This window comes from Pseudochrobactrum sp. sp1633 (assembly GCF_030376605.1).
Lineage (GTDB): Bacteria > Pseudomonadota > Alphaproteobacteria > Rhizobiales > Rhizobiaceae > Pseudochrobactrum.
The window spans coordinates 1-15,926 of sequence record NZ_JARRAE010000030.1 but is presented as its reverse complement, the minus strand read 5'-3'; the positions used below and the strand labels follow the sequence as shown (position 1 = coordinate 15,926).

At 48.5% G+C, this 15,926-nt stretch carries 15 protein-coding genes and 2 pseudogenes; 4 read left to right on the top strand and 13 right to left on the bottom strand.

What is annotated here, in order from left to right; genetic code table 11:
* Both P8H26_RS17540 and P8H26_RS17535 read left to right on the top strand, forming a co-directional pair.
* A partial coding sequence (locus P8H26_RS17540) for a tyrosine-type recombinase/integrase (protein WP_289634403.1) occupies positions 1-892 on the top strand: 892 nt, incomplete at its 5' end.
* Between the two features lie 278 nt (positions 893-1,170).
* Positions 1,171-1,620 (top strand): annotated as a pseudogene (locus P8H26_RS17535) (IS701 family transposase); the annotation flags it as partial.
* 182 nt (positions 1,621-1,802) lie between these two features.
* Here P8H26_RS17535 and P8H26_RS17530 read toward each other — a convergent pair.
* The 11 genes from P8H26_RS17530 to P8H26_RS17480 form a co-directional block, all read right to left on the bottom strand.
* Positions 1,803-2,882: an ABC transporter ATP-binding protein gene (locus P8H26_RS17530; RefSeq protein ID WP_289634402.1), complete on the bottom strand. Its 1,080-nt coding sequence runs from the start codon at positions 2,880-2,882 to the stop codon at positions 1,803-1,805.
* A gap of 30 nt (positions 2,883-2,912) precedes the next feature.
* Complete coding sequence (locus P8H26_RS17525; protein WP_289634401.1) at positions 2,913-3,719, bottom strand: ABC transporter permease; 807 nt, start codon at positions 3,717-3,719, stop codon at positions 2,913-2,915.
* 57 nt (positions 3,720-3,776) lie between these two features.
* Positions 3,777-4,694 (bottom strand): ABC transporter permease, encoded by a 918-nt coding sequence (locus tag P8H26_RS17520; protein ID WP_289634404.1) that lies wholly within the window; start codon positions 4,692-4,694, stop codon positions 3,777-3,779.
* An 18-nt stretch (positions 4,695-4,712) separates the two neighbouring features.
* Positions 4,713-5,780 carry a PotD/PotF family extracellular solute-binding protein gene (locus tag P8H26_RS17515; RefSeq protein ID WP_289634400.1) on the bottom strand — a complete coding sequence of 356 codons (1,068 nt, stop codon included), beginning with the start codon at positions 5,778-5,780 and terminating at the stop codon, positions 4,713-4,715.
* Positions 5,781-5,905: 125 nt separating this feature from the next.
* Entirely contained in the window at positions 5,906-7,153 is a 1,248-nt protein-coding gene (locus P8H26_RS17510; RefSeq protein WP_289634399.1) for an amidohydrolase family protein, read from the bottom strand.
* A gap of 45 nt (positions 7,154-7,198) precedes the next feature.
* Entirely contained in the window at positions 7,199-7,729 is a 531-nt protein-coding gene (locus P8H26_RS17505; protein ID WP_289634398.1) for a GAF domain-containing protein, read from the bottom strand.
* 105 nt (positions 7,730-7,834) lie between these two features.
* Complete coding sequence (locus P8H26_RS17500) at positions 7,835-8,389, bottom strand: 4-vinyl reductase (RefSeq protein WP_289634397.1); 555 nt, start codon at positions 8,387-8,389, stop codon at positions 7,835-7,837.
* A gap of 2 nt (positions 8,390-8,391) precedes the next feature.
* A complete protein-coding gene (locus tag P8H26_RS17495; protein WP_289634396.1) occupies positions 8,392-9,366 on the bottom strand; it encodes a dipeptidase in 975 nt (324 codons plus the stop codon).
* Positions 9,367-9,484: 118 nt separating this feature from the next.
* Complete coding sequence (locus P8H26_RS17490; RefSeq protein WP_289634395.1) at positions 9,485-10,801, bottom strand: TRAP transporter large permease; 1,317 nt, start codon at positions 10,799-10,801, stop codon at positions 9,485-9,487.
* Between the two features lie 2 nt (positions 10,802-10,803).
* Complete coding sequence (locus tag P8H26_RS17485; protein WP_289634394.1) at positions 10,804-11,325, bottom strand: TRAP transporter small permease; 522 nt, start codon at positions 11,323-11,325, stop codon at positions 10,804-10,806.
* An 81-nt stretch (positions 11,326-11,406) separates the two neighbouring features.
* Entirely contained in the window at positions 11,407-12,390 is a 984-nt protein-coding gene (locus P8H26_RS17480) for a TRAP transporter substrate-binding protein (RefSeq protein ID WP_289634393.1), read from the bottom strand.
* A gap of 223 nt (positions 12,391-12,613) precedes the next feature.
* On the opposite strand from P8H26_RS17480, the gene P8H26_RS17475 reads away from it, so the two are divergent.
* Positions 12,614-13,495, top strand: a complete 882-nt coding sequence (locus P8H26_RS17475; RefSeq protein WP_289634392.1) for a LysR family transcriptional regulator — start codon at positions 12,614-12,616, stop codon at positions 13,493-13,495.
* Between the two features lie 76 nt (positions 13,496-13,571).
* Here the strand turns inward: P8H26_RS17475 and P8H26_RS17470 are convergent, their stop codons facing one another.
* On the bottom strand, positions 13,572-14,396 hold the full coding sequence (locus P8H26_RS17470; protein WP_289634391.1) for an IS5 family transposase: 825 nt from the start codon (positions 14,394-14,396) through the stop codon (positions 13,572-13,574).
* Between the two features lie 388 nt (positions 14,397-14,784).
* On the opposite strand from P8H26_RS17470, the pseudogene P8H26_RS17465 reads away from it, so the two are divergent.
* Positions 14,785-15,000, top strand: a pseudogene (locus P8H26_RS17465) (IS3 family transposase); the annotation flags it as partial.
* A gap of 341 nt (positions 15,001-15,341) precedes the next feature.
* On the opposite strand, the gene P8H26_RS17460 reads toward P8H26_RS17465, so the two are convergent.
* The coding region (locus P8H26_RS17460; RefSeq protein WP_289634390.1) for a LysR family substrate-binding domain-containing protein at positions 15,342-15,926 on the bottom strand (585 nt) is incomplete at its 5' end.

Genomic DNA, 15,926 nt, shown 5'->3' with positions numbered 1-15,926 from the left:
AGCCACAATTTATGCACGCCTCATGACACTAAAGGCATTTTTCATTTGGCTCGCTGGTCAGCATGGCTATCGATCTAAGATAAGCTACTCTGATGCCGACTACTTCAATCCCTCTGCACACGATAGTCGTATAGCTGCGGCACGTCGCGAAAAACGCGTACCAACCTTAGAACAAGTCAATCATGTGATCACATCAATGCCCAGCTCAACAGATGTAGAATTACGTGACAAAGCTCTGGTCGCTTTTACCTTACTGACTGGCGCACGTGATAGCGCAATCGCCTCTATGAAACTAAAACATATAAATTTAAATGATCATTCCGTTTTTCAGGATGCTCGAGAAGTCGCCACTAAAAATCGCAAGACTTTCACAAGCTACTTTTTTCCTGTCGGTGATAATATCAGCCAAATTTTGAATGAATGGGTTAAGCATCTCCAGACCGTGTTATTATTCGGTCCAGATGATCCGCTCTTTCCTTCAACTCAAGTCACACGTAATTCTGACGGTCTTTTCGCACCCTCCGGCGTAAACCGAAATCATTGGCGATCAGCCGCACCAATACGCCGAATTTTCAAACGTGCCTTCGAGAACGCAAAACTACCGTACGCAAATCCCCACAGCCTTCGTAGCACACTCACACAATTTGGTGCGCGTACATGCCAAAACCCAGAAGAGTTCAAAGCCTGGAGCCAAAATCTAGGACATGAAGAGGTTTTAACAACATTCACCAGTTACGGCGTTGTTGCAGGAAGCAGACAGTCTGAAATCATTTTGGGTTTAGCTAATCGATCTTCAGATAGTAAAAACGATAATAATGATCGATTAAGTCATATCGAGGCTATGTTGGCTCAAATAACCAACGCTCAAAACCAACCTCAGACGCCCCTGTAACCTGTTGACAAATGTTAACATAAAAATAAAATTCTAAGGCTTTTTACATGACATCCATCAGGCTTAACAGCCTATGTAAATAGCATTGCCAAATGCGTCTGAGCCATTTGGCAAGTGAAAAAATAGTTTATTGAAATTGCGATACGGGTGAACTTGGCGTTAATTACCCAAGCGGAGCTGCATCAAAGATGTCGAGCTACCCGGTATTGGATGTCTCCACCCGTATCAATTTCAAAGTAACTCTAAGGAATTTAAAAATCAAACAAACTTTAGTCAGGGCAGGCAAGCCTCCGGTCGCCGGTACCGCAAATGAGATCGCACCAAATGCATGGCAGCGTCTTTCCGCGGGCGAAGGCACCAAAGGCGCCCGGCTCCATGACTGGGCCTATTGCGAACTCGCTGATCTCGACGCGGACGAATATGATAAAACGAAAGCAGGCCTGTGGACCCGTGGTCTGTTGATCCGCCGCACTATCAGCGACAATGATCTCGCCTTCTTCACGACATGGTGCCCGGCCGGCACGGGCATTCAGACCCTCGTTGCCGTCGAAGGTCATCGCTGGGCAATTGAAGACAGCTTCGAGACCACCAAGAACGAGCTCGGCCTCGACCAGAACGAAACTCGATCATGGCATGGCTGGCATCGCCACGTCTCTCTCGTCATGCTCGCCTTCGCCATGATGGCGGTGATCCGGCACCGTGCCAATTATGTGACGCCCAAAAAAAAGACCGAGGATACGGAACATCAGGATCTGATCCGTTGGTCGATCCAGGAAGTCCGACGCATCGCCAATCGGCTTGCCCAGCGTCGTCTCCAGCCCGTCTACATTATCGCATGGTCATGCTGGAGACGCGCACATCAAGCCGCAGCACCCCGCGCTCACCTCAAATCTAAAATGCAACTGTAATGCTAGGCTGATACCAGAGCAGCCGCATCTTTGCTCCATGATAGGGCCACCTCGTGTCCCGTGGGTAAAATTTGTAGCCCACCGGCAGCGGGGGCAGGCCGACGGGCAATCAGGCTGAGGCCTGATTTAGTTTTGATGCGATAATCAATCATTAAGCCACGATAGACGGCATGCTCAATTCGGCCTTCCAAAGCTCTGCTGACATCAGAGGCGCTGCCGGCACTTGTCAAGCAGGAGCTAATTTCAATGCGTTCAGGGCGTAAAGCCAGAATAGTTTTATTCACATCTGGGGCAATGACCTGAACAGGCACAAGTTCACCACTGGTAAGGCGGAAGTATCCCTTGCTCTCAGGTTTACCCGTTAGCAAATTGGAAACGCCCATAAACTCAGCAACAAAACGTGAGCGAGGCGCATCAAAAACCTGCGTAGGTGTACCAACCTGTTCGACGATCCCTTGTCGCATTACCACCACCTTATCGGAAATGCTCAGCGCTTCATCCTGATCATGGGTCACAAAAATTGTGGTAATGCCAAGAGAATTCTGAATGTTGCGGATCTCCTCTTTCATCTCATGGCGCAGATTCGCATCAAGATTGGACAGCGGCTCATCGAGAAGCAGCACATCCGGCTCAATCACCAAGGCACGGGCAAGCGCCACACGCTGCTGCTGACCACCGGACATCTGTTTAGGTAGACGATCAGCAAATTGGCGTAATTTGACGCGATCAAGTGCTAGGTTCACTTTTGTGTGAATATCAGGTTTGGACAGCCCGCGCATTTCCAGCCCGAACGCAACATTGGCGGCCACATTCATATGCGGAAACAAAGCATAGTTCTGAAACCCGAACCCCATATTGCGCTTATGCGGCGGTAGATGGGTGATATCGCGTCCACCGACCGAAATACGACCTGAAGTGACATCGACAAAACCACCGATCATCCGCAATGTCGTAGTCTTACCACAACCGGAAGGGCCCAGAAAGGCTACCAGTTCGCCCTGTTGAATGGTCATAGAAACATCGTTGACGGCATTGACTTGGCCGTATTTCTTGGTGATGGATTGCAAAACAACATCAGACATTTGTGATATCCATTCTTTCCGGTGATGTGATCAAAATACGCGACTTAACTTGGCGTAACGGTCACTGATAACGAGTAGAACGCAGATGATCAGGATCTGCACACTGGCAACGGCAGCTACTGTCGAGTCGAGATTCCATTCCATATAATTGACCAGCGCGATCTGCAGCGTTGTGCGGCCAGGCCCGACAAGAAATAGCGATTTTTCCAGATCAATGAATGAGATGACGAAAGAAAACAGCGCCGCTGCGATCAATCCGGAGCGAATGGCTGGCAAAGTAATCCGGCGAAACACGGTGAATGGGGCAGCCCCCAAACTTGCTGCAGCTTCTTCAATGGTGCGGTTTGTTCCTGTCAATGAGGCGGTGACAAGTCGCACGGTCCACGGAAAGGCGATCAATGCATGTGCTGTGAGAAGCCCGCCCAGTGTTCCGGCCACCTGCACATCAAACAGGATCTCTAGTTCAATAAAGGCAATATAAAGTGCTGCACCACCGACAATGCCCGGTACAATCATTGGTGATAACAGCAGGCTCTGAATGGCGTCGCGGCCGGGAAACCGATAGCGCACCAGAGCCAGGCTTGCAGGCACGCCGAGCAACAGGCTGATACAGGTCGCGATCACCGCCGTCTGGATGCTGACCAGAAAGCCTTCACGAAATACATCCATCGACCAGGCACGGATATACCAGTCAAATGTATAGCCGGTTGGAGGAAAAGTGAGGATTTTATTGGCGAAAAAGCTTGCCCACACAATGATGCCTAATGGCAGAACGATGAACGCCAATACCAATCCTGACAACAGGGTATATATACGGTTTAAAGCAGCGTTCGACATGTGATCCTCCCAAATCAGGCCGAAAGAGTTCTCGTGTTTTAGACAGCAAGCAGGCTCTCATTCACTCCATTTGCGGTAACGGCGCTGAACGATAACGTTGGAAACGGTGGTCAGAACCAACGTGACGCCCATCAGAATGAAGGCCAGCGCTGCGCCGAAAGGCCAATTCATCGCTTTGGTGATCTGCTGGTAAACTTCTGGTGCCATCATATGAAACTGCGGCCCACCGATCAGAACCGGTGTGGCATAGGCATTCATCGACAGAATAAAGCAGAGCATGGTGCCGGCTAGCAGCCCCGGCATGGCAAGCGGAAAAACAATACGGCGCAGCACCGTCAGATGACCGGCGCCAAGACTTGCCGCAGCATCTTCCAGATTGCTCTCAAGCCCCTGCATCACACTTTGCAGCGTGATAATCATGAAGGGCAACAGCACAGACACCAGCCCGATAATCACGGCTGTTGGCGTATACATCAGCTTAACCGGATCAAGCCCCAGCATGATCATGCTGGAAGTGAGAAGCCCTTTATCGCCTAAAATGACCATCCATGCGGCCGTACGCACCGCATTGCCCATCAAAAGCGGCAGAATAATCAGAATAAAGAACAATGAGCGCATTTTTGGCGAGGCCAGCCGCACCATGAAATAGGCAACCGGAAAGCCTGCGATCAGGCAGATCACCGTGGCCAACGCTGAAACCCCCAACGTCGTCATCAACACGCTCTGGTAAAAGCTGTCCTGTAGAAACTTAGTATAATTTTCAAAGGTGAAAGCAGAGATCATCAGCTCTGCGGGATCATATTGATTGAAGCTGTAGCGAAACATCAATGCCAGCGGTGCCAGCAGACCGAGCAGTACAAAAATTGTGGCAGGCGTGATGAGACCAACAGACGGCGGCAATCGTTTGAGCTGTTTGGATGGCCCCGAAGAATGCGAGGGGCCAGTAATGTCCAGTAATGTTTCTGTTGGTCGCATCAAGATCCGTCCCTTTAATTAAACCGCTATATTTTTATTCCACCATTCCAGCCAACTGGCGGTGTTTTGCGCGACATAATCATAATCCGGAAAGTTTAGTGCTGCTTGCTGCTCCGGTGAAAAGTCAATCTGGGCACGCAACGCGTCAGACAGTGAAGCAGACGCATTGGCCGGCGCATAAAAGCTCGCTTTAGCAAGCTGCCCCATCGCAGTGCGGTCAAGCATGGCGTCGAAGTATTGGTAAGCTAGTTCAGGATCAGGGGCGCGTTTGGGCAAACAAGCACCAAACATCACCGCAATAGCGCCTTCCTCAGGATAGGTTACCGCCAATGGTGCGCCATCATGCACCCATTGTAGTCCACGAGCCTTGTAGTTGACTGCAATATCAATCTCGCCCGCCAATAACGCAGCCTGAAGGTGCTGGTGGGTGGCATAAATTTTCGGTTGAACCAAGCTTTTGAGTTCGAGTAGCCGCTCTTTACCCGCCTCCGCATTGGTAATATTACCCCCTCTTATCAAACCAGCCATCATCATATAATTAAAATACAACTGATTGGTCAGGCCAATTCGGCCTGCCCACTTTGCATCCCACAAGCTCTCATAGGAGGTTGGCTGTTCAGATACTTTTTCTTTATTATAAATTAGTACAACGCCGCTATACAGCCATGGAACAAAGTAGGGTCGGCTCTTTAATGCCGCTGGCACATCGGCAAAATTTGCAATTTTGTTCTGATCGATTGGCGCCAGCATGTCCTGCATGAAAAGTTCATATACATCCCCCTCGTTGAAATGACCTACATCAACAGAACCGCGCCGCAGCCGACGTTCCGCCAGCATTTTAACCTTGCGCTCAGTGTCCATCGCTTGATCGCGGACAATCTTAATTCCCTGACTTTCCAGTAACGGCCCTTCGACAAACTGCGCCGTTCGGTCCCCCCAGTCCCCGCCCCAGTTCGATACAATCAGCGTACCACCGGCAGCAAGCGCCAGCCGCGATGCCGACAAAGATAAGCCCAGAGCCCCAAGGCCCAAAAGGGCGTTACGGCGCGAAATCGTATGTTTTAATACGTTTGAAATGTCATGCATAATCTTCTCCTCCCAGATGAAGAAGCGCGCCGAAAATAGACGCGCTAAGTAATGTCACGCCGTGTAGTTGTTCCTTTAGTTCGTATATGCGTCATGCTTTTTTGATTTAAGATGTCCATTTGCAATCAAAACTGGATATTCTTGACAATACGCCCACCCTGCATGATCAAAGGCATAGCTCTGCCTTGTCCTGTAAGCAGCGTAATATCTTTCAGCGGATTACCATCAACGACGATCAAATCAGCATGAGCACCAGGCATGATACAGCCTATTTCACCCTCCATTCGCAGTAGTTTTGCTGCATCAATCGTAGCGCTGCGGATTGCCTCAAGCGGCGATAGGACATCGGCACGAATGACAAACTCTTCAGACTGATGACAATGCATTGGCCCTAACAGATCAGACCCATAGGCCATGCTCAGCCCGGCTTCGCGCATGATTTCCAGACTACGCAGCCCTGCTTCGCGAACATCATCAATCTTTTCAACAGAACTTGGCGGCAGGCCGTATTGCGCGCCCTCATTTTTCAAGGCCTGATAAGTCACCAAGGTTGGGCAAGCCATAGCCCCACTACGCGCAGCCAGTTGCGCTGTCTCGAGCGTGATCAAATTGCAATGCTCCAGCGAGCGAACCCCTGCCTGCACCGCTCTCCGAATCGCATCATCCGTATAGAGATGAGCAGAAACATAGGTTTGGGCGTTTTGGGCCTCTTCGACAGCCGCTTCAATTTCACCGATTGAAAAACTCAGGAAATCTACCGGATCACTTGGCGATGAAACCCCACCATTCGCCATAATTTTGATAAATTGCGCACCGGCCTTAATCTCTTCACGGCAAGCTCGCCGCACCGCATCAATACCATCACAAATCCGGCCCATGGCTCCGAGTTTACGGGTATAATACTGGCTGTCACGTTCATCATAAGGCCCGCGATAATCAGTATGGCCACCGGTTTGCGACAATGCTTTACCGCAGATTATCAACCGAGGACCGGTGAAAAAACCTTGCTCAACCGCTTGCTTCAACCCTAGATCCGCGCCGCCAACGTCTCTGACAGTCGTAAATCCTCGCATTAGCATTGAACGCATGATTGATCCGGAGTTAGCCGCAATCAGTGAGCAAGGCATGATGGCGTTCGCACCAAGATTAGCTGTCGTCACCACAACATGCACATGACAATCGATTAACCCCGGCATCAGCACCCGACCGGCCAGATCAATTGTCCGTCCGGACTGGCTGGTGATCGTCTGATCGCTAACCTCTTTAATCCGTCCATTCTCGACAACCACGCTGACACCTTCGCGCGGTTCATTCATAGTGCCATCAACAATGGCAGCATTGATAAAAACAGTGGTTTGGTTATGATCAAGCATTGCTGTTAATCCTGATGGTAGAATGGGATTGATAAGTTGAAACCGTTAAAGCGCAGATTGATGGTGGGCCAATAAAGGGGCTACCAGAAAACCGGAAAAGGCATTAAGAACCAACAAAGTATCCTTGCTATAGCTATCCTCAGCGTCCAAGACGCTGACCGCTCCCAGAGTTTCTCCCTTCCAGCGTATCGGCACATTCATGCACGACAGGCAGCCTAGGCTGAGGATCAATTCATAATCGGGAAAGGCCCAGCGAATGTCATCCGCATTGCATCCCAGCCAAGGCCTTCCCTTCTCCAGCACTAATGCTCCCCATGGTGTCGGTCCCATTAATTTACGTGCCCCTTTGGGATAGTGTTCAGGATGGCTGGTATAAAGCCGTTCTACCTCCGCCGAACCTTGTGTCCAGGCAAAAGCGGTCAGTAAATGACGGCCAAATAGATTTATGCAAACCGTATCAAACGCTTCAAATACAGCGTGCGGCTGAGACTGACTGTTTAAGGCATGGGTGAGTAATGCGGCTGCCTCCACTATCGGCTGAGGATATGGCGCATCAGATATAGGTTCCGTTGGCAAGTTACATTCTCCCTCTGGCGGCCCATCTAGCGGCCCATCTGGTGGCATGGCGCAGATCAGCTTTATGCCATGCCATGATCAGTATTATCAGGATAATGATGCTGTTTATCCGGCGATTGCAGTCTCAGTGATTGCGGTCTCATTAAGCCGTGCTTCAAAGATGCACTCTGCATCACCATTGGCGACACAGCTCGTCTCATCACATTCAAAACGGTATCCGAGCTTCAATTCATCGCTGATATAGTCGAGACCACCTGCGATCCATCCTTCAAACATTGTACAGACCTTGCGTCCGGCAGCGCCGTATTCGGCAACAAAGACAGAATGGTCGAGACGGATCCGAGCATAACCGGATGCAATATCCAGCACCTCAATGGTAAACTGACCCCAGCCACGCTGTGATAAGCGTTTCAAGTAATGATGAAATGTTGCTTCCGGATCAAGGCTGTGTTCACGGCTGTTCACCTTGCACCAATAATAGGCTGACTCATGTCCTGCCTGTCTTAAAATCTGACTGTACTGCTCATTACCAAGCGCACTTTCTACAGCCTTATGATTATTGACAAAGAAATGCCGCGGCACATAGATCATCGGCAGGCCGTCAGATGTCCAAATTCCGGTTTCCGGGTCAACATCCATAGGAACAACGGGCATGACCATAATTATTCTCCCCAAACATTGGTCAATAACCGCAACCAATTTCCGCCAATGATTTTTTCGATTTTGGTGCTGTTCCAGCCAGCCTTTTGCATAGCGCGTGTGAGATTAGGAAAGTCGCCGATTGTTTCAATTCCGGACAGACCTTTGATTTCGCCAAATTCAGTCAGCTGACGGGCATAGCCCTTGTCATGGGTGAGCCATTCGAAAAAATCCTCCCCATGCCCCTGAGTGAAGTCGGTACCTATACCAACACAATCTTCGCCAATCAGATTGGTCACGTAATCAATCGCGGTGACATAATCATCTATCGTTGAGTTCGTGCCTTTGGCGAGGAATGGCGGGAACATGGTCACGCCGACGAAGCCGCCCCGATCAGCAATAAACTTCAACTGCTCATCAGTTTTATTGCGGGGATGTTGCTTCAGTCCGCTTGGCAGACAGTGTGAATAGCAGACCGGCTGGGAAGAGGTGAGAATGACATCTTCTGATGTTTTCGCGCCAACATGTGACAAGTCACACAAAATCCCGACCCGGTTCATTTCGGCAACGATTTCCCGGCCGAAATCTGACAAGCCGCGATCTACAGTTTCGTAACAGCCGGTGCCAATCAGATTCTGCGTATTATAGGCCATTTGCACAATGCCAACGCCCAATTTCTTGAATATTTCAACATAACCAATCTGATCTTCAAATGCCGAGACATTTTGAAAGCCGAGAATGATACCGGTTTTATTCTGTTTTTTGGCCGCCAGAATATCGGAGGCTTTAGTGACCTGCATAATTAGATCGCTATTATCTTTGAACATCTTATTCCAGGTGGTAACGTTATTGATAGTTGCCTGAAAACCCTCCCAGATTGAGCAGGTGCAATTGGCAGCGGTTAAGCCGCCCCGACGCATATCTTCAAAGACTTCCCGGCTCCACTTGGAGACAATCAAGCCGTCAATAACTACTGCGTTGTCATGAAGGTCAGTCAATTTCTGTTACTCCCGAATATTGTGAAAATTGAAGACAAAGAGATACCGTTCCGGTCGCATTGAAGCCGACCAGCTAGGTTTTTCGCTGCGGCGGGGAGGATGTTCCCCGCCAGATTATTTATTTAGCGGACATAAGCAGGCCCGGCAGCCAGTGAACAATCTGCGGAAAGAGCGCCAGGATTGCCGTGGCAAGACACATCAGAAAGAAAAACGGTAAGGCATCTAACGCCACAGAGCCGATTGATCTGCCGGTCAAACCCTGAATAACGAACAGGTTCAGACCTACAGGCGGGGTTATTTGTGCAAGCTCTGTCATGATAACCAGATAGATACCAAACCAGAGCGGGTCGTAACCGGCAGCCATCACGATCGGCAGAGTGATTGGCAGCGTCATAACAATCATTGAGATGCCATCAAGAAACATACCGAGAATGATATAGAAAATCGCCAATACAATCAGCAGAACTGCCGGAGACAAATCAAGGCTGTCAATTGCACGGGCAACGCCCGCCGGAATATGCAGATAGCCCATGGTGGTTGAAAGAAAGGCGGCTCCGACCATGATTGCGATGATCATGCATGAGGTGCGTACCGCTGCCAAACTTGATTCAAGTAGAAGCTTCCAATTTAACTGCCGCTGAAGGGTGGTCATCACAATTGTAACCGCAACGCCGAGCGCGCCGCTTTCCGAAGGTGATGCGAAGCCGGTATATAAGCCCCCAAGCACAACAACGATTAAGATGATGACCGGAGCCAGCAGACGCAGCCCTTGCAACATCGCACGCCAATCAGAACGGTCGGCTGTTGCTGGTGCCATTGACGGCCTGAACATTGCTACAATAGCAATATAGGCCATATAAATCGCAGCAATCATTAATCCAGGAATAAGTCCGGCAGCAAACAACTTAGTAATCGAGACTTCCGCCAGCACACCATAGATGATCAATACAATCGAAGGTGGGATCAGCAGGCCCAAACTACCGGCACCGGCCAGAGAGCCAACAGCAAGCGAACGTGAATAACCGCGTTTCTGCAATTCATCCAGAGTGATCCGCCCAATCGTGGCTGTCGTTGCGGTACTGGAGCCGCAAACCATCGCAAACAATGCACTACCTGCGACGTTAATATGGAGAAATCGCCCCGGAATGCGATTAACAAATGGTGCCAGACCATTGAATAACCGCTGCGAGATATCTGTGCGAAACACAATCTCGCCCATCCAGATAAACATCGGAATTGCCGCTAATTCCCAGCTGGTGGTTGAGCGCCAGACAGTCGGTTCCAGAATGGCACCAATCCGTGCCAGTGGGAAATCAGCGATGAAATACAGGCTCGAGAAACCAATCAGGAATAATCCGGCAAAGACCCAAATGCCAATCCCGAGATAAAACAACAGTAATATGAAAATTATAGATGCAGCGTAAAGCGGATCCATAGTCATTCTCCCTGCAAATGTTGCTCGTGGCTGACAATTGCGGCCGAGCCGGTAATGCAAGCAAAGAGATGAATGAGTAAGACAATCAACAGCATCAGCAGGCCGGCGACAATGACGGCACCGGGAATCCACAGCGGGATTTCATACATACCAGTACTGGTTACGTTGCGTTCAAAATTAAGCAGCATTTTACGCGCGGAGTACCAAGTGATCAGGATGACAACAAAAGAAGTTGCTAGGGTACAGATAATCTCGAGCAGCCGCTGGCCGCTGCTATTGAGCTTCTCTAAAATTATATTAACCCTGATATGACCGCTGCTAATAAACGTATAGGCGAGTGAAAGAAATAAAACTGCGGCAGTGCCGTAACCGACCAGATCTTCTACAATATGAATTGATGATGAAAACAAGCCCCTCAAGAACATTTCCAACACCATCAGTATAACCATCGTACCAAGTATCAGTGCAGACATATATGCACCAATCATAGCCAGCGTCCGACCTGCAAATTGAAGGTTTCTCAAGACGAGCTTCCTCTATTTCTATAGGATAATATGCATCTATTAAATGGAAAGCGGACTTTGCCATTTAATAGATATGCTCAATTACTGCTTGAATTTACCTAAGATGGTTTGCCCGCGATCACCGATTTTTGCGAGCCAGTCATCAATTGCGCCCTTACTATTTTCTTTGAGCGCGGCCATCAGATCTTCAGCCGGATCCTCAATAACGGTTCCATTATTATCCCGTATGACCTTATAGTCCTGGATGACATGATCACTGATCGTTGCCCATTGATGATTTTCAGTCGCAATCCCGGCCTCGGTAACAGCCTGCTGCAGCTCCGGCGACAGCTCATCCCAAACATCAAGATTAATGGTGACGATATTGAGCGGCATTGAATAATTAATGCCGGTAAAATAAGGAAGCTGTTCCCATAGTTTGGCTGCATTCCCCAGTTCTGCGGAGGTTAGAACACCGTCCAGCACTCCGGCACCAACTTGCGGCACTGTATCGGCCCAACTGACCTGAAGCGGTGTTGCTCCGGCACCGGAAAAAGTCTTGGTGCCGCTTGGGTCATAGGTGCGGATTTTTAAACCTTTTAATGAATCTAAGTTATCAATGCGGCTACGGGCCCAAATCCCTGACGGTGGCCATGGCATCGCATAAAGCATTTTCTGGTTGTTCTTTAGAAACACTGCCTCATATTGATCACGCGAAACATCAAGCAGCTTTTTAGCTTCTTCTGGTGTTGCTGCTACAAATGGCAGTGAAGAAAGCAGAAACAGCGGATCAATACCACTTAGAGGTCCGGCAAAAAGATTACCAATTGGCACCGCACCCGATCCGACCGCATCTAACATTTGCGGTCCTTTATAACCAAGAGCACCACCAAAATGGTGCATGATTTCAATCGCTCCGCCTGTTTTTTCCTTTAAAATTTTGGCAAAATACTCATCCGCAACCCCCGGAATTGAGGTTTGATTATATTCGTTCGGCATATCCCACTTAACAGTTTGAGCCATTACGCAGGTCGCAGAAGTCATAAAAACTGCTAATGCCGATAAAGTTACTTTCATTACACTCATGGTCAATCTCCTCCCATTGATAGAGCTTATAATGATTTGTAAAGTGCCAGATTATTCAACCCCAAAAGTTTATCAGTGCAAACCTCATTGAGGGTTTTTGCTTATTTTTGCTAGAACACTGTATTTGTTATTTTATTTTTCAATATTTATAATATGACTTAGCAATTACATGTAGTAAAATACTAACTTTGACGAGATTAATAACTTAATGTAATATATAACAATGAAACTTCTGTCCCGTCAGGTTCGTTATTTCCTCGTGCTCGTCAAAGTGCTTCACTTTGGTAAAGCAGCAGCCATGCTCAATTTGGCACAACCAGCTCTAAGCCGGGCGATAAACGAGCTTGAAGACCAGATTGGGATAAAATTATTCCATCGTACAACCAGATATGTCGAATTAACTGAAGCAGGTAGACTACTGGCTGAAGGGTGTGAGCTTGCTGATGAATATTTACAGCGCTCGGCGACATTGGCCAAACGGGTATCTCAAGGTGATATTGGGACACTGCGAATAGGTTATAATGATTTTGCCATTAATGGACGACTACCTGATTTCATACGTTTATTTCGGCATCATCATCCCGAAATTCGTGTCGAAATGAATTTCCACTCGACCAGTGTCCAACAATCAATGCTGCTTAATGATCAGATTGATGTCGCTTTCATGATCGGGCCTTTTCAGGCAGATAATGTTCATAGCCTGACATTTGAACACAATCATTATGTCGCCTTGCTGCCGTCCGGACACCCTCTCTCAGGGCGAAGTGAATTACAATTAGTCGAATTAATGAATGAGAATTTTGTTCTTGGTAATCCCGAAGAGTGGTTCATTTTTAGAAATTTATTTTTCGATTTATGTAAGAAAAAGGGGTTTATGCCAAATCTTGTACAGGAAGCATCAAGTACAGAAGGTATTTTCGGTATGGTTGCTGCGGGGACAGGAGTAAGTATACATTCTAGTAGCATCCTCAACCGCAGACGGCATGGTGTTAATGTTGTGAGAATTGCAGACATAACAGATGAAATTCCAATAATATCATCATGGAAAGATAATCGTTTAAACCCTGTTCTTCGCATTTTCGTAGAGTTCTTAAAAAATCTATAACGAGCTTTAATTTATATTTTTAAGAAAATCATAATACTTGCTCTCTCAGATGCTGAATCATAAAGCATTCATTCTATCAGCATCTTGCGATGCGCCTTGTGAGCATGCGGATATTTGCAATATAAATCCACGCTTCAGCAGAAGCGATGGTTCTCTCGAAGTCTTTGGCCAATCTGCGGCATCGCCCCAGCCATGCAAAAGTGCGTTCAACCACCCACCTGCGCGGGAGTATTGCAAAGCCTTTAACCGTATTTGAGCGCTTGACGATTTCCAGCGTGAATTTGCTGATCTTTTCAAGCTTACCTTTCAGCTTCGGCCCCGCATGACCATCATCGGCAAAGATATGTCGCAGCCATGGCCAACGCTTCAGGATGGATTTCAGCACAAGCGGGGCACCATCCCGGTCCTGAATGCCAGCAGAATGGACCACAAGTTCAACCATCAAGCCAAGCGTATCAACAACGATATGGCGTTTACGGCCGTTGATTTTCTTACCCGCATCAAAGCCCCGTATTCCGCCGCTTTCCGTAGTTTTCACCGACTGGCTGTCTATCACGCCCGCCGTGGGACTGGCTTGTTTGCTTTCACGTTCGCGCACAGCCATCACAAGACTATTGTTGATAGCTCGCAGGATACCTTCGTCACGCCACCGGTAGAAGTATTTCTGTACCGTTGAAAAGGGTGGAAAATCCTTCGGCAAGAACCGCCATTGGCAGCCGGGCGTGCCAATATACAAAAGCGCATTCACCACTTCACGAATATCTGTTTTACGCGGACGATCAAGCCGCCGTGCTGGAGGCAGAAGAGGCAAAATCAAATGCCACTCTTCATCAGTGACGTCGCTTGCATAACGCGTGCTGTGTCGCTCATACTCTCGGCGAGTGATTTCAGTCCAGGTCATCTTGATCTCCGTCGTATGTCAGAAATCCGATTGAAGCATAGCCAAATGAAATCACTCAAATCATTTTGGAACGGACACTCACCGATTATTGATACTCTTCAAATTGCACCGACAATTCAGAAGGGGGGTGCGGATAAAACTTGGACTGGTTTTACAGCACAATGCCAAGACTGTTTCGATATTCAATTGGGCTTCGAGCGCCGCACCAGCCCTTCAGCGCATTCTTGCTTGGTAGCCCAGCTGGCGAATAGTCGCTTTCGGGCGCTTGCCCAGCTTGATGTAAAGCGCAACTGCTCGCATCCGATCTTCGTAGGAATACATGAACTACCTCCTTGATAGTCCAAGTTTTCGTCCGCACCCCCTTCTGCGCAAACACAAACTGCTGCCATCAATCAGCAGGAAAGGTAATTGCTTTGATAAGTCTGCAGTAGAAAGCTTCTTTAGATCATTAAAGGCAGAGTTGATTTGGCGCAGGCGCTGGCAAACTAGGTGTGATGTTGAGATTGCAATCTTCGAATTTATAAACGGCTTTTATAATCCACGTCGAAGACATTCAACGCTCGGCTGGAAATCACCCGCGGCCTTCGAGAAAAAAGTCGCATAACATGAGTACATGACCGGAACACAATTGGTGCAAGACCAACCTGGTACTGCCAGTGCGGATAGTGGCATCCGCGCCTGCCCAGCCCGCATCGTTCCGAATGAACATGTTCAAGTTGTCCAACATGTCGGTGGCCAGCACGGAGGTCGATTGATCTACGCCGAACGCCAGCTCAGCCTGTAGCTCCCCCATTGGATGGCTCGGACTTAAGGTTGTACATGCTCAGCCTGAGCGCCATTGCTGGCGTTTATACCTCCCTGAACGGTGATATACAACTCTGTAAGAGGACTGGGACTGCACGATAGCAGTCGTTGCAATCAGGAGTGCTAGTTGCAAAAAAGTCCTCAACGAATTGACAGATTCTTCGCAATATCCACAAACTGCCGCACCGCTTTGGTTCGGTTTGTCCGTTTCCATGCCAGAATTGTCTGCACTCGAAAATTAGGATGCATTAGCGGCCTCACCTCAACACTATGGCCAAGATGATTGATCAGGCTTTCAGGACAGATGGTTACACCAAGCCCTGCAGCCACCAGTCCGATTAGAGCCAGCGTATTGGATGCCTCAAGCTTCACATTGAGTGGCACGCCGGCACCAGAAAACATATCATTGAGGCGCCAACGAAATGTTTCCCATTCTGCCATATCCCCCAAAATCAGATCATAATCAAGAACAACTTCCGGTACTATATTATGCTTATAGGTCAGCGGATGGTTACGTGGCGTCACCACATAAAGTGGATCATCAGCAAGTGTTAGACAGCTGAACTCTGAATGTTCAAATGGACCGATCATATAGCCGACATCAATCTGATCATGCATCAGTTCCACCTTTTGTCCTTGGGAGCGCACATAACGCAAACCGACATTAATATGCGGATAAAGCCTGCGATAGCGCGACACAGCACGTGGCATTAACTCAGTTGCCGC